This is a genomic window from Siphonobacter sp., from assembly GCF_048595215.1.
GTDB lineage: Bacteria > Bacteroidota > Bacteroidia > Cytophagales > Spirosomataceae > Siphonobacter.
The window spans coordinates 17,827-43,618 of sequence record NZ_JBMDWJ010000237.1; the positions used below are offsets into that span (position 1 = coordinate 17,827).

The window sequence follows — 25,792 nt, forward strand, 5'->3', positions numbered from 1 at the left end:
CTACCTCTAAGGCTTTGTCCATTTCTGGGCAAGCCACTTTACAGTATCCTGACGAAATAACCCTAATTCGTAGGTTCCTGCGGGCATGGTTTCTACTAATACAGTAGCTTTTCCACCTGGAGCAAATACATGGCCTGTCGCTGCAAAGTTATTTAATGTATTAGAGTTGGCCCGGAAAGGTGCTAAAAAGGTGTGATTTACTGAATCTTTTATGACCAGATACGTACTTGCTTCATTTAAATTTATTCCAGGTGTTTCTGCTACAAAAGCTTCTGTTCCACTATACATTTGGCCCGAATAATACTGATACCTTACCGAATCTGGGGATATTGTTTGAGTAGCCTCTTTCAGTCTATTACGTAATTCAGCAGGAAAACGATACATATCGTTTTTAATAAGCTCGGGATAAAATCGTTTTGTAATCTTATTGTCACTTTCGTATACACTCATAAACCTACCGTTTTCTTGCCAGTTTACTGCTTCAGCTTCCATCAGGTGTTTACGATAAATCAGGGCAGGCCAGTACGTATACCAAACTAAAACCGAATAAATTACCATCATTATAACCAGAGGAGCTATTAAGTATTTCTTCCAGTGATAATTAGCAATCAAAAAGACCACTAAAACATAGGCTCCAACCACTGCATACGTAGCATAAATCTGATACCTACCAATAACGGATAGTCCCAGCCAGGAACGCGATAAGGAAACTAATCCAGCCGTAAAAATTAAAAAAGCGACTAGAGACCAAACCGGAAAAACGTTAGTCTGACCGGTCCGTACAAAATAGATAAGTGCTGCTACGGCAATACTAACAATGAATAAGCCAACCAGCATTGCTTTACCAGTATTGGTAACGGAAACATTGGCTCCCAGAAAAACAAATACATACTCAACTAATCTTACTGGATTAGCTAAACTTTCTCCGTAGTGCGAAGGACTAGTTTGGTTAAAACCAATAAAGTAACTACCGACAGCAATGCCTATCAAAAAAGCCCATATGATTACTTCTTTTTTACGCTGCTGCATCAATAGCATTAGTACCCCTGGAAACCAAACAAGCAAACCATTTCCACTGGTAAAAATCGCCAGAATAGCACTTATACAGGCAGTAATAAAATAGGCCTTTTTATTAAACTGTAAGAGATGCAGGGAAAGGAGCACCCAAAAAATAACCAGCGTATGCTGTACTACACAAATCAGCCAAAGACTATCTTCCCAATAGACGGGCTGAAATAATAGGAATGTTACAGGAACGAAAAACCAGGGAGATAAAAGGGATCGCTTGAAATATCTATATAAAATATAGGCCGAGCCTAGTATGCTTAGGTTACCTATCAATAAAACCGTTTTGACATTGATTTCCCCCTGAATTAAATAACTAAGTAACATCAACAACCGGGGTACGACAATTCGGTGTTCAGCATGTACAGAGAAGGCATCCTTCCAGAAGTGGAACCAGCTGACTTCCGGCAATTTATACATGTAAAGGAAATAGATCAGGATCGAATCATCGGCCCAGGGTAAATTGACGGCTACCTGATTAATTACTACATAAAAAAACACAATGGGAATACAGGCAATAAAGATGGGTAAAGCTTTACGCATTGGTTCGGCGGTTTCATTAAGCCCATGATTCCTCTTCCCTAAGTAAATTAATTAGTAAGGGAAGGATCAGTAGGGGAAGAATAAGCAGGGCCAAAAATACAGCGTAACCGACAAAGTATAGTTCTAAAAAAGAATTTATACTTTGCCGGTTACGCTGTATCTTCTTAAACTACTACCGCAGCAAATTTTTCAGAATTTCAATTTCAACCGTCGGAGAAGAGCGTTCGTATAAGATCGCGTAGACGGCATTCATAATGGGCATGTTTACCTCAAACTGGCGATTAATTTCATAGATAGACTTAACGGCATAATACCCTTCAGCCACCATATTCATCTCCATCTGAGCGGACTTCACGCTGTATCCCCGCCCAATCATGCTTCCAAACGTACGGTTTCGGCTGAATTGGGAATACGAAGTTACTAACAAGTCGCCGAGATAGGCTGAGCCCATCAAATCGCGATAATACGGATAAATGACGTCCAGAAAACGTTTGATTTCCTGCATGGCATTCGAAACCAGTACCGCCTGAAAGTTGTCACCGTATCCAATTCCATGACAGATACCGCAGGCGAGAGCAATGATATTTTTCATCACTGCACAGTATTCAACGCCGTATAAATCGGTTAGCGGATGGGTACTGACGAAACGGCAATTCATCAGGTCGGCAAACGCCGTAGCCCGCTGTATATCCGGTGAAGCGATGGTTAAGTACGACTGCTTTTCCAAGGCTACTTCTTCGGCATGGCAAGGACCGGCGATTACGCAGAACTGATCCTGCGAAACGCCGTAGTTTTTTTCCAGCCAGTCGGTAACCAGCAGATTTTCACCCGGAATCATCCCTTTAATGGCCGATACCACGGTTTTGCCCACAAAGTCTTCGGGTTTTAGCTCTGCCAGAGCTTCCGTTATAAAAGCAGCGGGTACGGCTAAAATGATGACTTCACTTCCTTTCACCGCTTCGGGCAAACGCGTAAACGGTTTAACGCGTTTGGGATGGAGTACCACACCACTTAGATACCGGGGATTGCTGTGAAATTTACGGATATGTTGAGCATCCTTTCGGTTGCGTAACCACCAACGAATTTTCACTTCGTTCTCGGAAAGAATACGAATAATGGCGGTTGCCCAGCTCCCTCCGCCAATGACTGCCACGGACGTAGGCGTTTTACTAACTTCTTTCAAGGTGTATAATCAAAAAAGTTGAGTAGAATGTAGCGAAGTTTCTGTATATAATTTAGGCGAGTACTGCCCTATTTTCCGGCATAAGGCCAAGATTTGTTACGCCTTTTCTACCCAACGCTTCTCAGAAATATCGTTTCGGTCGGGTGAAAATACAGCATGTACGTCGAATCTCTCCCATTCATTCCTGAAAAACCCGGTCAATCCTCAACCTTACTTCGTAAATACACGAACTACTTTCCTGAAAAGCAGTCGGGATACGTTTGGGAATCAATGGAAAAAAACGTTAATTTGCGGTTCTAATAAAATGGTCGTATGGCTTTAGTTAACAAAATCAGAGAACGTTCAGGAATTGCAATTACCATTATTGCCATTGCCCTCATTCTATTTATTGTGGGCGGTGACCTCCTCGGATCGCGGGGACTTTTTGGTGGAAAGACTCAAAAAGTAGGTGAGATAGCCGGAAATAGTATTCTGGCCCAGGATTTCCAGAAAAAATTGGACCAGGCCCGCGTCGAGTACGAAGCTCAGTCAGGTCAGTCAGCCAATGATCAGGTGCTGGCCCAGCTCCGCGAAAAAGTCTGGAATGATCTGTTAATCGACTACGCCTACCAAAAAGAATTTGATGCTTTAGGACTGACGCTTTCCGACCAGGAAAAAGCGGATATGTTCTTCGGTAAATATATTGACCCAGCCGTACGCCAGAGTTTCACGGATCCCCAAACGGGCATCTTCGACAAAAATCGCGTTCTTCAGCAACGGGAGCAAATCATGAAAATGCCCGCTGGTTCGATTCAGCAACTGGGCTGGCAGGCTTTCGTACGGGACATTCAGCGTCAACACCTGATGTCACGGTACGTGAACCTGATCCGTATGTCCAGCTATGTTACGACGGCCGAAGCGAAGAAAGATTACGAAGGACAAACGGCGAAAGTGGACGCAAAATACCTTTATGTACCTTTCTACTCGATTGCGGATTCTACCATTAAAGTGACCGATTCAGAGCTGAAAGATTATCTGAATGCTCATAAAGACGAATACAAAGGAGCGAACACCCGTAGCCTCGATTACGTAGCTTTCGGTGTAGCCCCTTCTAAAGCGGATAGCTTAGCGTTAAAGAATACGTTGACTCAACTGGCGAAAGATTTGGCTAAATCGCCTAACGATTCGTCGTTTGCCCGGATGAACTCGGATGTACCGCACCCACTTTACTGGAGTCTGCGTGACATGGACGATCAACTGAAAGAAGCAGTAGCCGGATTTTTCCCCGGTCAGATTGCGGGTCCTTTCCGTACGGATAATACGTATACGATTTATAAGTACACGGGTACCAAACGTGATTCACTGTATACGGTTAAAGCAAGCCACATCCTGATCCGTCCTACGAATGAGTCAGATTCGGCGAAGGCCTCTGCTAAGGTACGGGCTGAGAATATCCTGAAAGAACTGAAAGGCGGAGCGGATTTTGCCGCTATGGCTGCTCAGAATGGTTCAGATGGTACGGCTCAACGTGGTGGCGATCTGGGTTATTTCCAGAACAATGGCTCCATGGTAAAACCGTTTGAAACGGCTGTATTTGGCTTCAACGGTACGGGTCTGCTTCCTAGCGTCGTTGAAACGGATTTTGGTTACCACATCATCAAAGTAACCGAAGCGAAAAACAACCTGCAGTACCGCATCATTGCCGTATCGAAACAACTCGGGCCCAGCCAGGCTACCCGCGACGAAGTATACCGTAAAGCGGATGCGTTTGCCGCAGCCAACAAATCGCTTGAAGACATGGAAGCAGCGGCTAAGAAAGACAAGTCGCTGGTACTGTTGAAAGCAAACCGTATTCCGGAAGGATCGACGAACCTGAACATGATGCAGAATGCTCAACCCGTCGTTCGGTGGGCTTTTGATGACAAAACGGATGTAGGTGATGTATCGCAGGTATTCGAAGTAAATGATGCCTACATTGTAGCGGCTCTGACGGGTAAAACTTCGGAAGATGAAGTGAAAGTAGATGATTTCCGTGACGAGCTGACTGCCAAAGTACGCAACGAACGCAAAGCTGAAGAAATCATGAAGAAACTCGGTGGACTGTCCGGTGCCGGTACACTGGAGTCTATCGCTCAGAAATACGGAGCGGGTGCTTTGGTAGAATCAGCCAATGATCTAACGCTAACTAGCGGTCTGCTGACGTCAGCGGGTGCCGATCCTACCGCTTTGGGTAAAGCCTTCGGTATGAAACCCGGTCAGAAATCAAAGCCTTTCAAAGGTGAAGGTGGTGTATTCATCATGGAAACCTTGAAAAAAACGCCTGCTCCGGCGATTGCTGATTACGCTCAGTACAAAAACACGGCCTTACAAATGGAACTGCAACGTTCCGGCTACTTTGTAAATGAAGCCATTCGTGACAACGCGAAAGTGAAAGATTACCGGGCGAAATTCTTCTAGGAACAACCTTACGGATTTTACAGTTAATCCGTATGTCGGATAATGAGAACCCGGCTTAGGCCGGGTTTTCGCTTTTATAAGGAAAAACGATTATCATCAACCATAGCTTTTCGTCGGCAACGACGAACTTCCTGAGCATATGACACAAGACAAGTTGAAAGACTTGAAGGCCAGCATAGAGGCCTTGAGGGGGTACCTTTGACTACGATGGCAAAAAGTACCAAATTGAAGAATTAGAACAGAAAACGCTCGATCCGGAATTCTGGAACGATCGCGACCGGGCGGAAAAAATCCTTCGTGAAATTCGCGGCCTTAAATTCTGGACGGAAGGTTTCGACCAGCTCAATCAACACTTGGGCGATACGGAAACCATGATGGAATTTCAGGAACTTGGTGAAGCTAGCGAAGCAGATGTAGACGCTGAAGCAGCGAAGTTAGAAGCCAAGCTGGCCGAAATTGAATTCCGTAAAATGATGTCCGATGAAGGCGACAACATGGACGCTGTACTGGAGATCAACGCTGGAGCCGGTGGTACCGAATCCCAGGACTGGGCCAACATGTTGCTTCGGATGTATACGATGTGGGCTCAGAAAAATGGCTTTAAAATCAACGTCGTCAACGTAGCTGATGGTGATGTAGCGGGTGTAAAATCGGCTACGCTAGAAATTCTAGGTGAATATGCGTACGGGAATTTAAAGGCTGAAATCGGTGTGCACCGACTGGTACGGATTTCCCCTTTTGATTCCAATGCCCGCCGTCATACTTCTTTCGCGTCCGTATTTGCGTACCCGCTCGTGGACGATACCATTGAAATTGAAATCAACCCAGCGGATATCGACTGGGATACGTTCCGAAGCGGTGGAGCGGGTGGACAGAACGTGAACAAGGTGGAAACGGCCGTTCGTCTGAAACACAAACCCTCGGGTATCATTATCGAGTGTCAGCAGGAACGTAGCCAGCTACAGAATAAGGAAGTAGCCTTACGCTTGCTGAAATCGCGATTATACCAGATGGAGCTGGAAAAACGTCTGGCTGCGAAAGCTGAGCTAGATGCTACTAAACGTAAAATCGAATGGGGTAGTCAAATTCGTAGTTACGTACTGGACGACCGCCGGGTAAAAGACCACCGTACCGGTCATCAGACCTCTAATACAGATGCCGTTTTAGATGGGGAAATCAACGACTTCATCAAGGCGTACCTCATGTCGGACGTAAGTGAAGAACAGAGTTAACATAAAGGGTATCCCAGGGGTACCCTTTCTTATTCCGTACGAAGTCCCGGTTCAGGAATAGATCATCGCCTATTTCTTTATGGTACTGCTTCACAGCTATCCAACTATGTCACTGATTACCTACCACCGTTGGGGCAATGGGCCCGAGGTCTTAATCGCTTTTCACGGTATCGGACAAAGTCACCAGATTTACCAAAGCTGGGCTGAATCATTGGGTACACTGTATACCATTTATGCGTTCGATCTGCCTTTTCACGGAGCCAATACCCATACCTCTGACGAAGCTTTTTCTAAAGCCCAATGGCAAGCACAGTTTAAGGAGTTCCTAACTCAGCAGTCCATCGAAGATTTTAGTATCGTAGGTTTTAGTATGGGTGGGCGTTTTGCTCTGGCTACCCTTGAAGGATTTGCTTCGCGTATTCGGCATGTATTTTTGCTGGCTCCGGACGGAATTCGTGAAAGTCCCTATTATACATTGGCAGTACGCAATCCCATGAGTCGTTCTATTTTCAAGTACACGATTTTCCATGTTTCCTGGCTGATGAAGCTAGCCCAATGGCTGGGACGAGTCAAGCTGATTCATCCCAGTACGATGCGATTTGCTCTGTGGATGCTAGATTCTCCGGAAAAACGAACTCGCGTATATCATTCCTGGGTTGCCTTTCGTCACTTGCGGTTCTCTCCGCATTCACTCATCCATTTGTTGAATCAATATGCGATACCAGTGCAATTTTTCATGGGTGAGTTTGATCGAATGATGCCTCCCGAACTGGTTAATCACTTATGTGAACAAGTGCCCACAGCCAGCCGAATCGTATTGCGATGTGGACATAATCATCTCATTCAGCATACGGCTGAATATCTGCAACGAAAAAAGCTCCAAGCCTAGCTTGGAGCTTTTTTTATATATGCAAACAGAGTAGTGAGTTTAAGAAGCGACGTCCGTTTTGATTTGGTGAATAACTTTTCCAAACGTAGTCTGAATTCCTTCAATAGCTCCCATTACTAAGCACAGCGGAATCAGAATTGGTGAAAAAACTACCCATTGCAAGAGGCGGTAATGATTGAGCTTTTTCATACTTGTATTGGTAGTTTTAGGTGGTTTTGGTGGTATACGCGAATCTTTAGGCCTATAAATTTACAATAAAAATTTTAGAAATCGCGAATAATCAATCTTCGTATTATCTAATTTTTTATGATTTACAGACAAGATGATCAAAGTTAACCATTTGTTGAATAAAACAAAAATTTCTTGAATTAATTCAATACACCTAACTTTTTTTCTACCCTTCTCCTATTCTTGGCTCAATGCAATCTGTTTTCAACTCGTACCAACCAACAATTTTAGAATAGCTCCCCCGCCCGGTACTTAGGAATAATCCCTAAATGACTATACGCTTTTTCCGTAGCTTCTCTTCCGCGAGAGGTTCGCTTTAAATACCCTTCCTGAATCAAGAACGGTTCATACACCTCTTCAATCGTCTCTGCTTCTTCGCCTACGGCCGTGGCAATAGTAGACAGACCTACGGGTCCACCTTTGAACTTCTCAATGATGGTACTCAAAATTCGGTTGTCCATGTCATCAAGTCCATTATGATCGACGTCAAGAGCTGCCAAAGCCATTTCAGCAATAGCCACCGTAATGACTCCACCACCTTTTACCTGAGCAAAATCCCGCGTTCGACGAAGCAGGTTATTGGCAATCCGTGGGGTTCCACGACTTCGGCGGGCCAGTTCAAATGCAGCCGTCTCCTCTACCGGAGTCTTCAAAATGGCACACGAACGCTTGATGATCGACGTCAGTAGCTTTGCATCGTAGTACTCCAATCGGGCATTGATCCCAAACCGAGCCCGTAACGGCGAGGTCAGTAAACCCGCCCGGGTAGTAGCTCCAATCAGGGTAAAAGGATTGAGTCCAATTTGTACGGTACGAGCATTGGGGCCAGAATCCAGTAAAATGTCAATTTTGTAATCTTCCATCGCCGAATACAAGTATTCTTCAACAATGGGATTCAGCCGGTGAATCTCATCAATGAACAAAACGTCGTGGGGCTGAAGATTGGTTAAAAGCCCGGCCAAGTCGCTGGGTTTGTCCAGTACGGGTCCGGATGTAATTTTAATACCGGCCCCTAACTCGTTGGCAATGATATTGGAAAGCGTCGTTTTGCCTAATCCCGGAGGGCCGTGTAAGAGTACATGGTCTAAGGGTTCCTCCCGCATCTTAGCGGCAGAAACAAATATTTTCAGATTATCAAGAATCTTCTCCTGCCCGGTGAAATCACTAAAGCTCAAAGGCCGTAACGCCCGCTCCATCTCCCGGTCATCTCTCGTAAGCGTTTCTTTTTCGCCTTTCAAATAATCTTCCCGCATGCTCTGGTTCCTGTTTGATCGTCCACTTTCAAAAATACAAGTTTCGGCAACGAAAACCACCTACTACGAGATACAGGGAGAAGGAATTTTAGAAAAGGTAGGGCTTTTAATCCGTCACCTTTTTTTCCTTACGCGTCAGAAAAGGCAGCCAGGTTTCATCAATCATACCCGAAAAATCCCGAATAAACATGATGAACGATGGTTTGAAAGGCCGTTGTCGCAAAGGCATTCCGGCTTCTTCGGGAGTAAAATCACCTTTCCTTGAATTACAGCGTTTACAGGCCGTAGTCAGATTATCCCAGCTTGATTTGCCACTTCTGGATTTTGGTAGTACGTGATCAAGCGTCAGGTCGTCGCTGGTACCGCAGTACTGGCAACGGTGCCCATCCCGCCGAAAAATGTTTTGTCGCGTCAGCATTACGCCCCGGTACGGTAAGTACACGTACTTGTGCAAGCGAATGACCGTCGGCATAGGAAAAGATTGTGAAATGCTCCGTAGATTTTCCGTCTGAGATTCTGAAACCAGATCAGCCTTTTTGAGGTAGACGAGTAAAAAAGCTTTGGCGACTGAGCAAATCGTCAAGGCTGAGTAATCCTGATTCAGCACTAATACTTTTCTGCCCATGGTTTTGCGAGGGTTTTGACGCTAAGCAAGTTAGCGTTTTCTCAACAATAACGAAGTATTTGCAAAAAAATAATATATGCCTTTCAGAAGTAGCCGAACGAACTCAATTCAGCTGAGAAGGGGATGCTTCGGGCAGTGTCAGCGTGATAGTTGTCCCCTCACCCACTTGCGTTTGAGCCTGTATATTTCCCCGATGACTTTCAACAATTTTCTGACTAATGGCCAGACCTGCTCCACACCCTGCGGTATTGCGATTGAGTTGTTTGAAGAGCTGAAAAACATCCGTCCGATAGACGGGATCAAAGCCCAGTCCGTTATCGCGTACGTGAATCTGGACCATATTCTGGCCAGCTTCGGAAGTTTGTACCGCGATTTGTAGCGGTCGTTGCGGATTACTGAATTTTACGGCATTGTCTAATAACTGATAGAACAACGCTTGTAGAGTATCCGAATGCCCCCATACCACCGGTAATTTCCCGGCAGTTAGTATCTGAGACGAAAGTCCGTTTTCTTCCTGAACTTTATTCCAGGACTTGTTGAGAACCTCATTAAGATTAATGGGTCTCAACGTACGCCGCGTGACGTGAGCAAGCGAAATATAGAGTTGAATGGCATCAAGCAGTTGTAGGGCTCGGTAACTAAGATCGTTGGTAATCTGTAATAGCATTCGGCTATCGGGCGTAATAACGTTCTGCGTATTTCCCCGAATCATATCAATATTTAGCAACGTCTTACGCAAGGGTTCCCGCAGATCGTGCGATACGACTTTACTCATCAGCGACCAGTCTTCACTCAGAGCAGGTTTGGGACCTTCCGTAGATTCGGCGTAGCTAAACCGAATGCCTTGTTCTTCTTTAGCGATCTCATAGGTACCCTGGATTTCTGCTCCCGCACGTGTAACGAGAGAGCCCTTAGTACTTGTAATGGACTGCTCACTCGCCTGATCAATCCATTGAACTGTTTCAGGCGTAAAAACGTCGCGAATAGATTTTCCTAGTAAGGATGCAGCTGAATAAGAAGTAAACTGAAGGAAGTGAAAACTACAGTCTACAAACGTTCCGTCTAAGGATAGAAGAAAGAAGCCAAGCGGCTTCCTGATCTCTGAATGGGATATACGGCTGGAATTCATGTATGTGGCCAAGCCAACTACGCATTTATCTAAAAGCGGGCGACGGATATGTAGCACGCAATATATCCGTTTTCCCGCTGATTCTCTATTGAACAAGCATTTTTAATGGCCAATCCTATACATCTTCTGGGCAGTTTTCATGCGGAGCAGATTCGGGCAACTCATTACTAAAGGTTTGCCTTCGTACTAACATTTCTATTATTTTTGAAAACTCTAGCTTGCCAAATTCGTTACTTAAAAAGCCTTCTTCCGTTTTTAGAAAAGTGATTTGTTTATCCATTCTGAATAGATGCAAGAAATAGATATTCAAGCTTGTGACCGCGAACCCATCCGGCATTTAGGTAAAATTCAGGCCCATGGGTATTTACTTTCGGTAGATGCTCAAACGTTTCTGATTCGTCAATGCAGTAGTAATCTTTCGGCTTTCTATCCGGATAATTTATCGCAGGTGATTGGTCTGCCGCTGGAGAAGCTGCAGCTAGGCGATTTGTCAGGGCAGGAGATTACTCATCTGATTCAGTTTGCGTTGAAACAAAGTTCGCTGGAAACGTTAAATCCTTTCAGCGTTCGGGTGCAGGAACGCGACTATCACTTGATTATTCAGCAGCTGGACGACATTTACCTACTAGAGTTTGAACTAAAAGACGAAGCCCTCTTTCCTAGTACGCTGCAAAACCTAGTAAGTCGGGTCATGACGAACCTTCAGCAGAGCAAGACGATCCAGGAACTACTGGAAAAGGTTGCGGCGGAGATCAAACTCATTACTAGGTATGACCGGGTTATGATTTATCGTTTTGATGAAGAATGGAACGGTGAAGTAGTCGCTGAAGCGAAGGATAAAGACCTCGAACCTTTTCTAGGACTTCATTATCCCGCTTCTGATATTCCCAGTCAAGCCCGCGAACTTTATAAAATTAATCTGGTCCGCACGATTGTTGACGCTAGTGACCGGGCCGTATCCATTTATCCCCCTACGGATGACCAGACTGGAAAGCCGCTGGATCTGACGCATTCGGTATTACGGGCTGTATCGCCAGTGCATATTGAGTACCTGAAAAATATGGGCGTTCGGTCCAGTATGAGCTTTTCTCTGCTGTACAAGGGAGAACTATGGGGACTGATTTCCTGCCATCATTACCAGGGTCCACGACTGGTTGACTATACTGCTCGGATGTCGGGGAAAGTCATTAGTCAGTTGCTATCCGCTGCTTTGGAATTTCGCAAGGATGAAGAAGATCTAACGCTCGTTAATAAACTTTGGCGAAGCGAACAGACCTTGTTCGAGCAAATGCAGCGGGATTGGAACGTCGTACAGGGCTTAATCAAGATGGAAACCACTGCGATGGACATTACTTCAGCGGCGGGAATGGCTTTACTGTACGAAGGAAAGCTATATACGCTGGGGAATACGCCCAATGAAGCCTTCATCCGGCAATTGATCGAGTGGCTGAAGCATACCAAAATTGATACCATTTTCCATACGCATCAGCTCCCTAGGCTGTTTGGTCCGGCCGAAGCTAACCGGGCCGAAGCTTCGGGAGTGATGGCTATCGTGATTTCCCGGCAATTGGAAGAGTACGTGATTTGGTTTAAGCCGGAAGTCATTCAGCAGGTATCCTGGGGAGGAAATCCGGATGAAAAACCTGTAGTAGCCGAACCCAGTGGTCAGCTCCGCTTGAGTCCCCGGAAGAGTTTTGCTAAATGGACCCAGATTGTACGCAGTACGTCTGACGTATGGCGGCAGGCTGAGATTAATATAGCCTTGAAATTACGGGAAGACATTTTACAAATTCTTTCCCAACGGGCCAACCAAATTCGTATCCTGAACGAACAGCTCAAGCTGGCTTACGAGGAACTCGATACGTTTAGCTATACGGTGTCACATGATTTGCGAACACCCTTAGCTTCCATTAAAACCTACGCAGAAGTACTTCTAATTGATTATTCAGATCGATTAGATGAGGAAATGTTACCCCTCTTTGAGAAAATTGTGTCCGCCAGTAATCGAATGGGAGACCTCATTCGTGAAATTCTTCATTACGCTCGAAGTGGGCGAACGGAATTATCCGCCGAGCCCATCGAAATGCGGGAATTGCTTTATTCACTAAAAGACGAATTATTAGTCAGTGAAAAAGGCACTCCTATTACCATCGAAATCGAAGAGACACCTTCGTTAAAAGGTGATAAAACGATGATTACACAAGTATTTAGCAATTTATTGTCTAATGCTATTAAATATACGCGTCCGGTAGCAAAGCCTCATATTATTGTAAAAGGAGTAAAAAATGCCGATGAAATCATCTATTCTGTAACAGATAATGGAATTGGCATTGATATGAAACAAGGTGGTAAGGTTTTTGATTTATTCAAGCGGTTGGATAATGCCAGAAAGTTTGAAGGACATGGCGTAGGATTAGCCATTGTCAAACGCATTATGCAGCGTCACCACGGTAGAGTATGGTTTTACAGCGAACCTTTTAAAGAAACAACTTTTTACGTAGCAATACCCACCCATTAATCAGGCCGGCCATGATAGATGTATTATATGTAGAGGATAATCCGGACGATGTTGATATTTTTAAGCGTGTGGTCGGCAAGATCGAGCAGCCGCCCAGTTATAAAGTATTGAACACCGGTATAGAAGCCGTCGATTACGTACTTCGTCGAGGTACCTATCAAAATAAAGAGACGTCAACGCCTAAAATGTTGTTGCTGGATTTGAATTTACCCGGTAACAATGGCTTTGAAGTTTTACAGCAAATTCGCTCTCATAATCAGGGACGTACGTTACCCATTGTGGTCTACAGCACATCGGATAATCCGAAAGATATGCGGGAAGCCTTTGACTTAGGAGCGAATGCTTATTTGATCAAACCAGGGGGTTATCGAGAAGTTAGCGAAATGTTACAAAGAGCCATTGATTTTTGGGTAGCCCAAAGAGGACAACACTAACAGAAGCCGGACTTTAGAGACCGGCTTTTTTATTAGTATCTCAAATAATAGATAGGCTTATATTGATCACAGTGCTGCATGCAGTGTTTCTTATGAAAGCTTTAATCACTTACCTAGTATAACATCACTTTCTTACGTACAGAATTTTACTTTTAATATGTATAGTGCTGTACATTTCCATTAAATGATACTATCCAATCGGTTTCAACAGTACTTATGTGGATAAAATACAAGCAGACTCTTTGCTCTTATAAAACTTCTCCTTCTCGGTAAGAATGCATTAAATAGGTATGTCCGTGTAGTCTATTTTAAATGGCTTTGCCTAACTAATTTTCTATTGGCAAATTTAAAGATTGCAATAGATAGTATTTAAAAGAGAAAACCCCTGGTAAGTTAGATACTTACCAGGGGTTTATTGTACCCGAGACGGGACTCGAACCCGTACAGGCATCACTGCCCAAAGGATTTTAAGTCCTTCGTGTCTACCATTCCACCACCCGGGCCTCCTACAAAAAAGGCTCCGACTTGCGGAGCCTTTTTGTCGAGCGAAAGACGGGGTTCGAACCCGCGACCTCGACCTTGGCAAGGTCGCGCTCTACCAGCTGAGCTACTTTCGCTTGTTAATTTGCCGTTTCCCTTACCGTTGGGACTGCAAACATACGAGCTAAAAAGGGGGTTTGTCAAGAGGCTAGTCAAAAAAATCTTAAAAATTTTGCCTCAGGAATCGATATCCTAACCGTCTCAGCCAATAAAACTCTCTAAATCAAAACCTTACCTCTTTCTACTTTTTTGCACATTTTTCTATTTTTTTCTAGCTGCCTCCTGTGTGTGGTTTTCTATAGCCAAGCTTTACCTTTACATCTCCTTCCTGTAGCTACCTGCTAGGATTGGTTACAGGATTTTTCTCCGTTACTTTTGCTTTGTACATTTCATTTGATTTATTTCTATGCTTCAGCGTCCTCAAACACTCTTTCTTGCATTAATCGTACTGTCCATGGCCCTGTACTTAGCCTTTCCCATTTGGCAAAAGTCAGTTGGAGCCGAAACAGCTGTCCTGGATGCCTATGCTTTGACGTATACGAAAGGCGAAACAACGACCGAAACAAATACAATGTATCTGGCGGGTTTAGCTCTGGTATCAGCAGGTTTGGCTCTTTTTTCGCTGCTGCAATACACCAACCGCCTGCGGCAGATGATGCTAAATTTAATTAATACGCTCGTGATGGTGGTTTTGCTGGGCTTATCTACGTACCTGTCCCACATACAGGCTAATGCTCAGTTTGCTCCACAGACCTCAGGTAGCTTCAAGATAGGCTTTTTTGTTTTGGCCGTGGCTCTGCTGTCGAATGTAGCGGCAAACCGTTTCATCCGTATCGATGAAAAGAAAGTGAAAGATGCCTTTGAGCGGCTTCGGTAAAGTAAAACGTTCGCTTTTGCGTACCTAAATGGTTGCCTTTTCTGACGGTATAGCTTTTCCCGCAGACAATTTGTGTTTTTTGCCAGCAAAGATTTTTGGTCCTGTACAGACTTTTTTTATTAATTTCAATTCCGATTCCTGTCGCTTAGACAAGATATTCCCCTAATAGCATCTAACCATCCATTGATGTTGAAGAAAAGTATAAATGGCCATGCTCGCTGATCCGTCATTGAAGGATACCCTCAAGGCAAAATTGAAAGAGGTTTTCGGCTTTACCCAGTTCCGGGGTGAACAGGAAGATATTATCTGTAACCTTCTTGCAGGAAATCATACGTTTGTGATTATGCCTACCGGGGCTGGTAAATCGATGTGTTACCAGCTTCCTGCCGTTGTAAGTGAGGGTACCGCCGTAGTGATTTCCCCGCTAATTGCCCTGATGAAAAATCAGGTTGATCAATTGAATGCCGTTGGGGTGAATGCCCAGTTTTTAAATTCTACGCTTAGCAAATCGGAAATGACGCAAGTCAAAAAAGATGTGTTGAGCGGAGAAGTTAAACTATTATACGTTGCCCCAGAGTCTTTGACGAAAGAAGAAAACCTAGCTTTTCTGCAAAAAGCAAAGATCTCGTTTGTGGCCATTGATGAAGCTCACTGTATCTCGGAGTGGGGCCATGATTTCCGTCCGGAATATCGGCGAATCCGCAGCATTGTGGAAACCATCAATCCGAGCTTACCCCTGATTGCCCTTACCGCAACGGCAACGCCAAAAGTTCAGCAGGATATTATTAAAAACCTGCAGATGGAAGATGCCTCGGTTTACAAATCTTCGTTTAACCGAAAGAACCTGTACTATGAGATTCGTCCGAAAACGAAAGATGTCAATCGGCAACTCATTAAGTATATTAAAAGTCAGGCTGGCAAATCGGGTATTATTTACTGCCTGAGCCGTAAGACAGTTGAAGAAATAGCGGAATTACTGAACGTAAATGGCGTTAAAGCTCTCCCCTATCACGCGGGTCTGGATCCAGCGACGCGTATGGGTAACCAAGACGCTTTTCTTAACGAAGAAGCGGAAGTAATCGTTGCGACGATTGCTTTTGGGATGGGTATTGATAAGCCCGACGTTCGTTTTGTACTTCACTACGATGCTCCCAAATCACTCTATGTTTACTATCTGGAACGGGGTGGGGCGGGCGGGGATGGTCTGGAAGGCAACTGTGTCATGTTCTACAGCTACGACGATATCGTTAAGCTGGATAAATTCAACAAAGACAAGCCCGTAACCGAACGCGATAATGCCAAAGCGTTACTGATGGAAATGGTTAGCTATTCTAACCTGGGCGTGTGCCGTCGCCGTCAGTTGCTGGGCTATTTTGGTGAATATTTTGCCAAAGACTGCGGTTTCTGCGATAACTGCCTCAAGCCTACGCAGAAATTCAAAATGCAGGAGGAAGCTGAATGGATACTTAAGGCCGTTCAGCAAACCGGAAACCGCTTTGATTGCTATCACATCGCGGACATTCTGCTGGGCATTGAAAATCCCTATGTATTGAGCCACGGACACAACAAACTCGATGTGTTCGGCAAGGGTAAGTACAAAATTGGCTACGAGGCCGATACCGACGACGATGAACCCGAAGAGGAGGAAGACGAAGACGGCAATGTGATCATTAGGGCCAAGCCCAAGACCGTCGACAAAAAAGATGATCGTCTGCAAACGCCCGAATTCTGGCATTCGATCATCAAACAACTGACGATTTACGGTTTTCTGGATAAGGATATCGAGAATTACGGTACTTTAAAGCTGTCTGAAAAAGGAGCTCAGTTTTTGGAAGCTCCGTTCTCTTCAGCCTTCTCCAAGGATCACGATTATACCCAGCAAGGCGAAGAAAAAGATGAAGATAAAGATGAGGTAAGTGCGTCGGCTAAAGCCTATGACGAAGCCTTGTTTGAAATGCTGAAAAACCTTCGGAAAAAAATTGCGAAGGAAAAGAACATCCCCCCCTACGTTATCTTCCAGGATCCGTCCATGGAGGAAATGGCTACTACCTACCCTTCTACGATCCAAGAGCTAGCTCAGATTACGGGCGTTGGGATGGGTAAGGCCGTTAAGTTTGGAAAGCAGTTCATTGAGCTGATTACCCGTTACGTAGAGGAAAATGAAATCGAAACGGCGACGGAAGTAGTCGTGAAAACGACGACAAACAAGTCGAAGGTTAAGATTTTTATCATTCAGCAAATTGACCGTAAGATTGATCTAGAGGAAATTGCCGAGGCTAAAAGTCTAGGTATGACGGAGCTCATTGAAGAAATTGAGCACATCTGTTATTCCGGTACCAAGCTCAATCTGGACTATTACATCAATCAGGTGCTGGATGATGATCGTCAGGATGAAATCTACGAATATTTCATGCGGGCGGAAACTGATTCTATGGCCGTTGCCTTAAAAGAACTGGGCAACGAGTACTCGGAAGAAGAACTTCGGCTGATGCGGATCAAGTTCCACAGCGAATTAGGTCACTAAGCCATAAGTAAGGGCAACCGTACCAGGGTTGGTACAGTTGCCCGCTTTTTATTCGTACCTTTTTTCAATCATTTTCACTTTATACGCTCGTAAGGAGTTTACGCTTCAGCCTGAGTGGTCATTTAAGAATTATCCGATGAATATTCTCATCGTAGGGTCTGGCGGCCGGGAACATGCGTTTGCCTGGAAAATTGCTCAGAGCCCTCTATGTCAACAGTTATTCGTAGCTCCCGGTAACGCCGGTACCGCTCAACTGGCAACAAATTTACCGATTGGAGTCAATGACTTTGACGCAATTGCTACCGCTGTTCTTGAAAACCATATTTCACTCGTCATCGTCGGGCCGGAAGAACCGCTGGTTCGTGGCATTCGGGATTATTTCGAAAGTCGCGAAGACCTGAAGAAAGTCTTGATATTAGGACCAGATAGCCGTGGAGCTCAATTAGAAGGATCGAAAGATTTTTCTAAAAACTTCATGGCTAAACACCACATTCCTACGGCTGCTTCGCGTACGTTCGTGAAAGAAACCCTAGAGGAAGGTCTGGAATACATTACGCAGCAAGCCTTTCCGCTGGTACTGAAAGCCGATGGCCTGGCCGCAGGTAAGGGCGTAATCATTGCCGCTGATGTAGCCGAAGCCCAGCAAACACTGCGGGAAATGCTGGTAGAAGCTAAATTCGGGGATGCTTCCCAAAAAGTAGTAATTGAAGAGTACCTGCACGGAATCGAATTATCGGTATTTGTGTTAACCGACGGAGAGAATTACCATATTCTACCGGAAGCTAAAGATTATAAACGTATTGGTGAAGGCGACTCCGGACCCAATACCGGTGGTATGGGAGCGGTCTCACCCGTACCTTTCGCCGATGATGCGTTCCAGAAGAAAGTAGAAGAGCGAGTGGTACGCCCCACACTCAATGGACTAAAAGCAGAAGGCATTCGGTACGTTGGGTTTATTTTCATTGGTTTGATGAATGTCAACGGTGATCCTTTCGTGATTGAATACAATTGCCGGATGGGTGATCCAGAAACAGAAGTAGTACTGCCCCGTATTGATTCAGATTTGCTAATGCTGCTCAAAGCCGCGGCTGAAGGCAAACTGAAATACGTAAATTTTGCCGTATCCAATAAGATGGCCGTTACTACCGTTGTGGTAGCTGGTGGTTATCCAGGCGATTATGCCAAGGGTGACGTAATTCAATTGCCCGGTAAACAGAATTATACGACCATTTTCCACGCCGGAACAAAACATTCCGAGTCCGGAGAAGTGGTCACCAATGGAGGACGCGTCCTGGCCGTTACGGCTCTGGGAACGTCCATCCAAGAAGCCCGCCAGCGTTCACAAACGGCGGCAGCCGCTGTCCAATACGAAGGCAAGTACTTCCGACGGGACATCGGCCTGGACCTTTTATAATTTTGGATGGTAGAATCAACGAATGAGTGACAGGCTCGTTACGAGCTGCGTTCAGGCTTCTATCATTCAAAAATTCTACATACAAAAAAAATGGGATGTGCATCATGTGCAACGGGTGGCTGTGGAAGCATTCGTTCGAAAGATAAAGCAGGTGCCTCCGTATCCGGTTGTAAGAACAACGGAGCCTGCGGTACGGGTGGCTGTAATAAAATGAATGTGTTCGACTGGTTGTCGGACATGGAAGCTCCGGGATTAGGAATCCCGGTTCACCAGCGGAGTAACCTGGTAGAAGTAAAATTCAAAGGGGGCCGGAAGGAATATTTCCGTAATACGGCTCAACTTGAACTCTATACGGGCGATCCAGTAGTGGTAGAAATGCAGAGTGGTCATCACTTGGGTTTCGTCTCCTTACAGGGTGAGCTGGTCCGGTTGCAAGTCGTGAAACGCGGGGTGAAAGATCCCGAAATTCGGCAGGTATATCGGAAAGCGACGCCCAAAGATCTGGAAAAACACGAGCAAACCATTGCCCGGGATTTACCGACGATGTACCGGGCTCGGGAAATCGTGAAGGAGTTGAAACTCAACATGAAACTATCAGACGTTGAGTTTCAGTCCGACGGCACCAAGGCAACCTTTTATTACTCCTCGGATGAACGCGTAGATTTCCGGGAGCTAATTAAGGTGCTGGCCAGCGAGTTTAAGGTCCGTATTGAGATGAAGCAGATCAGTCTGCGGCAGGAAGCGGCCCGTATCGGTGGTATTGGCGTCTGTGGTCGCGAATTGTGCTGTTCGACTTGGTTGACGGATTTCAAAAACGTAACCACTTCAGCAGCCCGTTACCAGAATCTTTCGCTGAATCCGGTAAAATTATCTGGTCAGTGTGGCCGTTTAAAATGCTGCCTGAATTACGAACTGGAAACGTACATCGACGCCTTGCGGGATATTCCAAGTCTGGAAGGGCCGCTGAAAGTACAGAAAGGCGATGCGAACCTGATTAAAACGGATATCTTCCGTAAGATCATGTGGTTTAGTTTCCGAGGCGATGACAACTGGTATCCGGTTGCTATTCCGCAAGTACTGAAAATTGTGGAGATGAATAAGCGGGGTGTCATTCCTCCTTCGTTCGAAGAACTGGAGATCATGCCCGTCATCGAAGCAAAAAACTCAGGCATTAATAGTGACCTGGTACGCATGGATAAGAAGTTTCAATCGCAAAATCGTCCTGCGTCGAAGAATAAGAAAAAACGGTCGGGCGGAGGCTCAAACCGTCCCCCTTCTAAATGATTTCGTTCCCGGAGGCCTCAACACCTCCGGGACTTTCATTCCTATGCGACTATTTCTCTTTCTATGCTTTCTGGTCAGTCTGACGGCCTGCGATACAAACGCAGTATTTAAGGATAATATGGAACTGCCGGATGCCAAATGGCCGGTCAAAACCGTTCCTAGTTTTTCCTTTGAAATCAGCGATACTACCCGAACGTACAATCTGTATTACAACCTGCGGAATACGAAGTCGTACCCGTATTACAACCTTTACGTTACCCGTACGCTAATCGGCCCGGATGGTAAAACCATCGAACGAAAGTTAGATGAGCTTATCTTAGCCAATGCTACGACGGGCAAACCTACCGGTAACGGCCTGGGCGACATCTACGATCATAAATTTCTGGTCGTAAAAAATTACCGTTTCGCCAAAGCAGGTACTTACACCTTCAAAGTGGAACAGTACATGCGTCAGGATCCACTACCGGAGATTCAGACGGTAGGCCTTACCGTTGAACGGAATTAGCTCTTCCCCAAAGCGGAGCTAGCGTTGTATTTGGATAGTTCAGGCGATTCTTTCCACCCCACTTCGATACAGATCTATGGCTTTCCTGCCTTTGTTTCCGCTCAACCTGGTAGCTTTTCCGGGGGAAAAACTAAACCTCCACATCTTCGAGCCCCGCTACATTCAGTTGATTACGGAGTGTTTGGAAGCAAATACGTCCTTTGGTATTCCTGTATACATGCCGAATCAGCGTATAGATTTTGGTACTTCCCTACGCGTACTTGAGGTATCCCAACGTTACGACGATGGCCGAATGGACATCCGTACGGAAGGGCTGCAAATTTTTCGTCTGCTGAGTTTTATCAATCCCGTAGAAAGAAAGTTATACGCTGGAGGCCAGGTAGCCTACCAGGAGCATCAATCTAGTACTGAACTGCTACCCGGCTTACTGGATCATCTCAAAAAACTGTATCAGCATTTACAGACAAACGTAGATTTTAACGAGCGATCCGAGAACTTTTCGTACCAGATCGCTCATAAAATTGGCTTATCGCTAGAGGAAGAATACGAGTTATTACAAATTCCGAAAGAACTGGAAAGGCAACGTTTTATCTCCCGCCATTTGAATCGGATCATGCCAGTCATTCAGGAACTGGAAAAAACCAAAGAGCGAATTCGGCTCAACGGGCATTTCAGGAATTTTGATCCCTTAAACTTCTAGTTTCGGTCTGATTCTGAGGCTGCTCTTCGTTGGCCAAAGCTTCTTCCACTTTCCGTTTTCGTTTGGTTAATGTATCGAGTTTCGGCAGCTTGCTACTCGACTTTACGACGGATCCTTTACTGTACTCAGGGTCGCCGAGCAGGAATCCGTACGGCTTGAGTCCATCGACATTATCACAAATCACTTTCACAATAGCAGTCACGGGCAGGGCCAAGACCAGTCCTGATATTCCCCACAACTGTCCACCCAGAATCAACACAACCATCGCCGCTAGCGGGTTAACGCTTACCTTTGAGCCGACAACGTAAGGCGTAATGAAGTTTCCTTCCAGAATCTGAACAAAACTGAATACGCCGATTACCCCGACGGCATACATCGGTGAATCTTTCGTAACCAGGGCGTAAATGGTAGGTAACAGCGACCCGATTAGAATACCGATGTAGGGTACCAGTAGCAAGACTGCCGCCAGCGTTCCGAAAAACCAGGCATAGTCAATACCTAGAATCAGAAGTCCGGTCGTATTTAAACAGGCTACAATGCCAATTACCAATACCAGACCCGCCAGATAGCCCTGTACGACGACGTAAATTTTGCTCAGCACGTCATCCAGACGCGAACGTTTGGTTTTCGAAAACAGCTTGTAGACAAAGCTTCGGAAAAAGTCCCGGTACAAAAGAATAAAGAATACAAACAAGGGAATCAACGACAAGTCAGCCAGTGTAGACGTAGTAGACGACAGGAAAGTAGTGATATAGCTACCACTATTGTGTAGAACGTCGTTGGTAATACGTCTAATTTCTGTATTCTGACGGGTTTTATCCAGTCCCAACTGATCGTTTGCCATTTCCTGGGCACGGTCCAGGACGGCATTCATTTTATTCTGAAATTTGGGAAAATCGTCGGAGAAGTTAGCCATTTGCATGGAGACAACCCAGCCAATACCTACCAGAACGCCGATCAGAATGACCAGGCAGACGAAAATGGCAGCTACTCGCGGAAATTTCCACCGCTCCAGTTTCCGGCATAGGGGAAATAGTAACATTGCCAGTAGAAGCGAAAAAAGTAGCAGGGTTACTACGCCCTGTAGAGCGTATAAGCCATAAATGATGAGCAATACGCAAATGAGTGTCGCGGCCAGTCGGACGGGATAGGGTAAAGTAGGTTCTGGAGTCATGGGGCGGGGATTTCCTTGTAAATAAATGGTTGACGGGATGATGATGGATTCAGTGATTTCGGGGTGTACGGTTCAACTTGATTAGAACAAATTTTACGGAATGCTTACTAAACTATTCTTTTTGCTATTTGAAATACAAACCAGTTTGTGTTCTTGCCAGCCCGACATCTACCGTCAGGGCTTTCACCGGGCCAAACCTCAGTACCGGATTGAGAAAACGGGACAAATGCCTGCCGTAGCCAATGAAAATTCTGGTTTAGCAACGGCTTCCGCAAAACCCACCTTCTGGACGCACAACGACTCGGGTGGCCGACCTGAACTTTACGAAATCGATGCCTCCGGCCGTTTGCTTACTACTTGGTCGCTGCCACAACTTACCAACAAGGACTGGGAAGAACTTAGTCGGGACGATCGGGGTCATTTGTACATTGGCGATATCGGCAATAATACAAACACCCGGCAGGATTTATGCATTTATCAGGTCTCTCTATCCAGCGATTCATCGGCTACTTTACCTAAGAAAATAACATACCATTACGAAGATCAGCGAGCGTTTCCTCCCGAACGTTCACGCAAGAATTTTGACTGTGAAGCGTTCTTCTATGCTCAGGACAGTCTCTTTCTGTTTTCGAAAAACTGGGGTCATAAAACAGCCACTTTGTATACCATTCCGGCCCGGGAAGGACACCATACCGCCATTCGAAAAGATAGTATTCGTTTAAACGGCATGATTACCGCTGCCGACATCAGTCCAGACCGACAAAGCTTTGCCCTATTGACCTACGGAAAAGTCTTTTTCTTTGGGATTGAGCACGGGCAGATTAACTTTAAGCATCCAATTTCTTGCCTGAAAGTGGGTCGTGGACAGATAGAAGGTCTCGTTTTTATCAGCAATACCGAACTACTGCTGACCAATGAAAAAGGAAAAATATATAAAATAAGCAGACGTTAGGGAACCTATTCCACCGTTTGGGCAATAGTAGAGACAGCCCTGAAAGTATCGTTGAGAATACGTTTGCTTAACACTGCGGATTGCATACCGATCTTATAAACCACTCGTTGCATGTTGCCACGCCCCTTTCTGGAAAGTTTGTATGAAGCCCATACGACTACGGAATATTTTCCAGCGACCTCTTCTGTAGCTCGTTTGGTTACTAGACTGGTTTTGCTTCTATTTCCCGAGCAAACGAAGAAACATTACGATTCCGTAGAGAAACTCGGAGCCGCATTCGATCGGATTGAGCAGGATTTAGGCGAGCTTTTACAGTCCATGCAAGGGCACCTACCTCAGGATGCTACGCAGCTTGCCTCCCAATTTGTTAATCAAATTCCTGAAATTTACCACTTACTCCGTACCGATGTTTCGGCGATCATGGCGGGCGACCCGGCTGCTACTTCGGAGTACGAAGTAGTACGGGCTTATCCGGGTTTCTACGCCGTCGCTTTCTATCGGATCGCTCACGCTTTTTATGATCTAGGGATTCCGCTGTTACCCCGCGTACTGACGGAATTTGCTCATTCCCGTACGGGCATCGATATTCACCCCGCCGCTGAAATTGACGAGCACCTATTCATTGACCACGGTACGGGTATTGTCATTGGAGAAACCACCAGCATTGGCAAGCACGTAAAGTTGTATCAGGGCGTAACGCTGGGAGCATTAAGTGTAAATAAAGAACTAGCTTCGCAAAAGCGACATCCAACGGTGGAAGACCACGTCGTCATTTATTCTGGAGCAACCATTCTAGGCGGAGAAACGGTCATCGGCCATCACAGCATTGTGGGCGGGAACGTGTGGCTCGTACACAGTATACGGCCTTATACCAAGATTTATCATCAGGAGCAGGTTTTAATTAAAGAATAGCCGAAGTCCTGATAATGACGATGCTCCGAAAAAAAGTCGGAGCATTTTTTTATTGATTTTATTTTGTATTTCCAAATGTAAATAATTTACATTTGTAAACGTAATTATCGTTCATCCTTCCTTTTTTCTTTATGACCCTCGAACGACTCCGTACCTTTTTTCGTCTGGAAGGTGATCGTACCATCTGGAATATTGTCCTAGCTCTGCTTGCCATTGGTTTGATCGTTGTTTTTTCGGCTCGGGGCACGTATCAATTCCACGATTTACCTGACACGGGGTCGTTCTTATTCAAGCACATTCGGGACTTAACGTTCTGTCTCATCATCATCATCGTTTGTCACCGGTTACCTTTCAAGAGTTACGCCAGCTTATCCCGGTATTTGCTCATGTTATCGGTTTTGCTACTGATTCTGGTTCAGGTTTTAGGCGTAGAAAGTGGTGGAGCCAAACGGGCTTTACCGATTCCATTCTTTTCCGGTTTCATGCCCTCTGATTTAGCCAAGTTTGCTCTCATTGCCAATCTGGCTGCCATGTTGGCGAAACGGCTCAAGGCCAATTATAGCGATCCGCTGGTTTTCGTACCTCCTATCTTCTGGTGCGGTTTTCTGGGTTTTCTGCTGGCTTTGAACTCCGGAAGTGCGGCTTTACTACTAATGGCTCCGTGCTGGCTACTGATGTTTATTGGTCAGGTGCCCATTCGCTATCTGGTATACCTGACACTAGCAGGTTCGCTGGCCTTTACGATCGCCTACGCTTTTGGGTCACGGGGAACTACTTGGGAAGGCCGTTTTAGCCGTCCTACGAATGTTATCTCACAAGTCATTCAGAAAGTACGCCCACCCGAACGGCTCACGCCGGAAGATCGTCGAATTGATTCGCAGGAAGAGTACAGTTTAGTAGCCGTAGCTTCAGGCGACTGGATTGGTCGGGGACCCGGAAATAGCTTACAGCGAAATTTCATGACCCAGGCTTATTCTGATTTTGCCTATGCTATTCTGATTGAAGAGTGGGGATTTATCGGCGGCGTCTTTACCCTGGTTCTGTACCTCTGGTTGCTGTACCGTAGCGTTCGTTTCGTAGCCTTCCGGCGACTGAAAAAGGCTGAAATTCAGAGTGGTCAGGCCTTTGGTTATTTCTTGGCAGCCGGACTAGCCTTTAGCTTAGTACTGCAAGCCTTGGTTCACATGGCGGTTTCGGTACAACTCATTCCCGTAACGGGTCAGACGCTTCCGCTCATCAGTTGGGGTGGTTCTTCACTCCTCTTCACGGGTGTTTCGATTGGAGCTATTTTAAGTGTTAGTCGGGAAGCGGCTGAAACTCAACCCGCTGAACCCCGAGAAGAAGCGGCAATGGCTGCATAATTTTTATTGACTTC

The 25,792-nt window shown here is 45.5% G+C and carries 21 protein-coding genes and 2 tRNA genes; 14 read left to right on the forward strand and 9 right to left on the reverse strand.

Annotated elements, in window-relative coordinates; translation table 11 throughout:
- Window positions 1-6 precede the first annotated feature (6 nt).
- Together ACOJTG_RS14730 and ACOJTG_RS14735 are read right to left on the reverse strand one after the other, a co-directional pair.
- Window positions 7-1,608, reverse strand: a complete 1,602-nt coding sequence (locus ACOJTG_RS14730; protein WP_420154526.1) for a hypothetical protein — start codon at window positions 1,606-1,608, stop codon at window positions 7-9.
- 172 nt (window positions 1,609-1,780) lie between these two features.
- Entirely contained in the window at window positions 1,781-2,791 is a 1,011-nt protein-coding gene (locus ACOJTG_RS14735; protein ID WP_420154527.1) for an NAD(P)H-dependent glycerol-3-phosphate dehydrogenase, read from the reverse strand.
- 312 nt (window positions 2,792-3,103) lie between these two features.
- Here ACOJTG_RS14735 and ACOJTG_RS14740 point away from each other — a divergent pair, with 312 nt between their 5' ends.
- The 3 genes from ACOJTG_RS14740 to ACOJTG_RS14750 all read left to right on the forward strand — a co-directional run bounded on the left by ACOJTG_RS14740 (window position 3,104) and on the right by ACOJTG_RS14750 (window position 7,348).
- Window positions 3,104-5,227: a peptidylprolyl isomerase gene (locus ACOJTG_RS14740; protein WP_420154528.1), complete on the forward strand. Its 2,124-nt coding sequence runs from the start codon at window positions 3,104-3,106 to the stop codon at window positions 5,225-5,227.
- A 139-nt stretch (window positions 5,228-5,366) separates the two neighbouring features.
- Window positions 5,367-6,459, forward strand: a protein-coding gene (gene prfB / locus ACOJTG_RS14745) for a peptide chain release factor 2 (protein ID WP_420154529.1) whose coding sequence is annotated in 2 segments (ribosomal slippage) — window positions 5,367-5,426 and window positions 5,428-6,459 — 1,092 coding nt in all. Because the reading frame shifts where the segments join, the coding sequence is not laid out codon by codon here.
- Between the two features lie 106 nt (window positions 6,460-6,565).
- A complete protein-coding gene (locus ACOJTG_RS14750; protein ID WP_420154530.1) occupies window positions 6,566-7,348 on the forward strand; it encodes an alpha/beta fold hydrolase in 783 nt (260 codons plus the stop codon).
- A 39-nt stretch (window positions 7,349-7,387) separates the two neighbouring features.
- Here ACOJTG_RS14750 and ACOJTG_RS14755 read toward each other — a convergent pair whose 3' ends face one another.
- The 4 genes from ACOJTG_RS14755 to ACOJTG_RS14770 all read right to left on the reverse strand — a co-directional run bounded on the left by ACOJTG_RS14755 (window position 7,388) and on the right by ACOJTG_RS14770 (window position 10,595).
- Window positions 7,388-7,537: a hypothetical protein gene (locus ACOJTG_RS14755; protein WP_165795901.1), complete on the reverse strand. Its 150-nt coding sequence runs from the start codon at window positions 7,535-7,537 to the stop codon at window positions 7,388-7,390.
- Between the two features lie 266 nt (window positions 7,538-7,803).
- Window positions 7,804-8,829, reverse strand: a complete 1,026-nt coding sequence (ruvB, locus tag ACOJTG_RS14760; protein ID WP_420154531.1) for a Holliday junction branch migration DNA helicase RuvB — start codon at window positions 8,827-8,829, stop codon at window positions 7,804-7,806.
- A 106-nt stretch (window positions 8,830-8,935) separates the two neighbouring features.
- Complete coding sequence (locus ACOJTG_RS14765) at window positions 8,936-9,454, reverse strand: HNH endonuclease (RefSeq protein ID WP_104709419.1); 519 nt, start codon at window positions 9,452-9,454, stop codon at window positions 8,936-8,938.
- Window positions 9,455-9,557: 103 nt separating this feature from the next.
- A complete protein-coding gene (locus ACOJTG_RS14770; RefSeq protein ID WP_420154532.1) occupies window positions 9,558-10,595 on the reverse strand; it encodes an ATP-binding protein in 1,038 nt (345 codons plus the stop codon).
- A gap of 277 nt (window positions 10,596-10,872) precedes the next feature.
- On the opposite strand from ACOJTG_RS14770, the gene ACOJTG_RS14775 reads away from it, so the two are divergent.
- On the forward strand, window positions 10,873-13,101 hold the full coding sequence (locus ACOJTG_RS14775; protein ID WP_420154533.1) for an ATP-binding protein: 2,229 nt from the start codon (window positions 10,873-10,875) through the stop codon (window positions 13,099-13,101).
- 11 nt (window positions 13,102-13,112) lie between these two features.
- On the forward strand, window positions 13,113-13,535 hold the full coding sequence (locus tag ACOJTG_RS14780; protein ID WP_104709416.1) for a response regulator: 423 nt from the start codon (window positions 13,113-13,115) through the stop codon (window positions 13,533-13,535).
- A 418-nt stretch (window positions 13,536-13,953) separates the two neighbouring features.
- Here ACOJTG_RS14780 and ACOJTG_RS14785 read toward each other — a convergent pair.
- Window positions 13,954-14,038: transfer RNA gene (locus ACOJTG_RS14785), tRNA-Leu, on the reverse strand.
- Between the two features lie 41 nt (window positions 14,039-14,079).
- Window positions 14,080-14,152: transfer RNA gene (locus ACOJTG_RS14790), tRNA-Gly, on the reverse strand.
- A gap of 329 nt (window positions 14,153-14,481) precedes the next feature.
- Here ACOJTG_RS14790 and ACOJTG_RS14795 point away from each other — a divergent pair.
- The 6 genes from ACOJTG_RS14795 to ACOJTG_RS14820 all read left to right on the forward strand — a co-directional run bounded on the left by ACOJTG_RS14795 (window position 14,482) and on the right by ACOJTG_RS14820 (window position 21,379).
- Window positions 14,482-14,952: a DUF4293 domain-containing protein gene (locus tag ACOJTG_RS14795; RefSeq protein WP_104709415.1), complete on the forward strand. Its 471-nt coding sequence runs from the start codon at window positions 14,482-14,484 to the stop codon at window positions 14,950-14,952.
- Window positions 14,953-15,157: 205 nt separating this feature from the next.
- Window positions 15,158-17,476: a RecQ family ATP-dependent DNA helicase gene (locus tag ACOJTG_RS14800; protein ID WP_420154534.1), complete on the forward strand. Its 2,319-nt coding sequence runs from the start codon at window positions 15,158-15,160 to the stop codon at window positions 17,474-17,476.
- Window positions 17,477-17,612: 136 nt separating this feature from the next.
- Window positions 17,613-18,890: a phosphoribosylamine--glycine ligase gene (gene purD / locus ACOJTG_RS14805; RefSeq protein WP_420154535.1), complete on the forward strand. Its 1,278-nt coding sequence runs from the start codon at window positions 17,613-17,615 to the stop codon at window positions 18,888-18,890.
- Window positions 18,891-18,980: 90 nt separating this feature from the next.
- Entirely contained in the window at window positions 18,981-20,174 is a 1,194-nt protein-coding gene (locus ACOJTG_RS14810; protein WP_420154536.1) for a PSP1 domain-containing protein, read from the forward strand.
- 43 nt (window positions 20,175-20,217) lie between these two features.
- Window positions 20,218-20,679: a gliding motility lipoprotein GldH gene (locus ACOJTG_RS14815; RefSeq protein ID WP_420154537.1), complete on the forward strand. Its 462-nt coding sequence runs from the start codon at window positions 20,218-20,220 to the stop codon at window positions 20,677-20,679.
- Window positions 20,680-20,755: 76 nt separating this feature from the next.
- Window positions 20,756-21,379, forward strand: a complete 624-nt coding sequence (locus ACOJTG_RS14820; protein WP_420154538.1) for an LON peptidase substrate-binding domain-containing protein — start codon at window positions 20,756-20,758, stop codon at window positions 21,377-21,379.
- Here ACOJTG_RS14820 and ACOJTG_RS14825 read toward each other — a convergent pair.
- A complete protein-coding gene (locus ACOJTG_RS14825) occupies window positions 21,351-22,553 on the reverse strand; it encodes an AI-2E family transporter (protein WP_420154539.1) in 1,203 nt (400 codons plus the stop codon). The two genes, ACOJTG_RS14820 and ACOJTG_RS14825, sit on opposite strands and share 29 nt — an antisense overlap.
- Before the next feature lie 100 nt (window positions 22,554-22,653).
- On the opposite strand from ACOJTG_RS14825, the gene ACOJTG_RS14830 reads away from it, so the two are divergent.
- The 3 genes from ACOJTG_RS14830 (at window position 22,654) to ACOJTG_RS14840 (ending at window position 25,778) form a co-directional block, all read left to right on the forward strand.
- The gene (locus tag ACOJTG_RS14830; RefSeq protein ID WP_420154540.1) at window positions 22,654-23,505 is read left to right on the forward strand and encodes a hypothetical protein; all 852 of its coding nucleotides are present in this window, start codon (window positions 22,654-22,656) and stop codon (window positions 23,503-23,505) included.
- 111 nt (window positions 23,506-23,616) lie between these two features.
- Window positions 23,617-24,417, forward strand: coding sequence for a serine O-acetyltransferase EpsC (epsC, locus tag ACOJTG_RS14835; RefSeq protein ID WP_108724052.1), 801 nt, complete (start codon window positions 23,617-23,619; stop codon window positions 24,415-24,417).
- A 131-nt stretch (window positions 24,418-24,548) separates the two neighbouring features.
- The gene (locus tag ACOJTG_RS14840; protein WP_420154541.1) at window positions 24,549-25,778 is read left to right on the forward strand and encodes an FtsW/RodA/SpoVE family cell cycle protein; all 1,230 of its coding nucleotides are present in this window, start codon (window positions 24,549-24,551) and stop codon (window positions 25,776-25,778) included.
- The last annotated feature ends 14 nt before the right edge of the window (window positions 25,779-25,792 follow it).

Excerpts from the sequence above, each read along its gene's own strand:
- ACOJTG_RS14815 (WP_420154537.1), top strand. The coding sequence starts at position 20,218 with ATGCGACTATTTCTCTTTCTATGCTTTCTGGTCAGTCTGACGGCCTGC.
- ACOJTG_RS14795 (WP_104709415.1), top strand. The coding sequence starts at position 14,482 with ATGCTTCAGCGTCCTCAAACACTCTTTCTTGCATTAATCGTACTGTCC.
- ACOJTG_RS14765 (WP_104709419.1), bottom strand. The coding sequence starts at position 9,454 with ATGGGCAGAAAAGTATTAGTGCTGAATCAGGATTACTCAGCCTTGACG.
- ACOJTG_RS14730 (WP_420154526.1), bottom strand. The coding sequence starts at position 1,608 with ATGCGTAAAGCTTTACCCATCTTTATTGCCTGTATTCCCATTGTGTTT.
- ACOJTG_RS14810 (WP_420154536.1), top strand. The coding sequence starts at position 18,981 with ATGGGATGTGCATCATGTGCAACGGGTGGCTGTGGAAGCATTCGTTCG.
- ACOJTG_RS14750 (WP_420154530.1), top strand. The coding sequence starts at position 6,566 with ATGTCACTGATTACCTACCACCGTTGGGGCAATGGGCCCGAGGTCTTA.
- epsC (WP_108724052.1), top strand. The coding sequence starts at position 23,617 with ATGTTGCCACGCCCCTTTCTGGAAAGTTTGTATGAAGCCCATACGACT.
- ACOJTG_RS14820 (WP_420154538.1), top strand. The coding sequence starts at position 20,756 with ATGGCTTTCCTGCCTTTGTTTCCGCTCAACCTGGTAGCTTTTCCGGGG.
- ACOJTG_RS14825 (WP_420154539.1), bottom strand. The coding sequence starts at position 22,553 with ATGACTCCAGAACCTACTTTACCCTATCCCGTCCGACTGGCCGCGACA.
- ACOJTG_RS14840 (WP_420154541.1), top strand. The coding sequence starts at position 24,549 with ATGACCCTCGAACGACTCCGTACCTTTTTTCGTCTGGAAGGTGATCGT.
- ACOJTG_RS14780 (WP_104709416.1), top strand. The coding sequence starts at position 13,113 with ATGATAGATGTATTATATGTAGAGGATAATCCGGACGATGTTGATATT.
- ACOJTG_RS14800 (WP_420154534.1), top strand. The coding sequence starts at position 15,158 with ATGGCCATGCTCGCTGATCCGTCATTGAAGGATACCCTCAAGGCAAAA.
- ACOJTG_RS14740 (WP_420154528.1), top strand. The coding sequence starts at position 3,104 with ATGGCTTTAGTTAACAAAATCAGAGAACGTTCAGGAATTGCAATTACC.
- ACOJTG_RS14830 (WP_420154540.1), top strand. The coding sequence starts at position 22,654 with ATGCTTACTAAACTATTCTTTTTGCTATTTGAAATACAAACCAGTTTG.
- ACOJTG_RS14775 (WP_420154533.1), top strand. The coding sequence starts at position 10,873 with ATGCAAGAAATAGATATTCAAGCTTGTGACCGCGAACCCATCCGGCAT.
- ruvB (WP_420154531.1), bottom strand. The coding sequence starts at position 8,829 with ATGCGGGAAGATTATTTGAAAGGCGAAAAAGAAACGCTTACGAGAGAT.
- ACOJTG_RS14755 (WP_165795901.1), bottom strand. The coding sequence starts at position 7,537 with ATGAAAAAGCTCAATCATTACCGCCTCTTGCAATGGGTAGTTTTTTCA.
- purD (WP_420154535.1), top strand. The coding sequence starts at position 17,613 with ATGAATATTCTCATCGTAGGGTCTGGCGGCCGGGAACATGCGTTTGCC.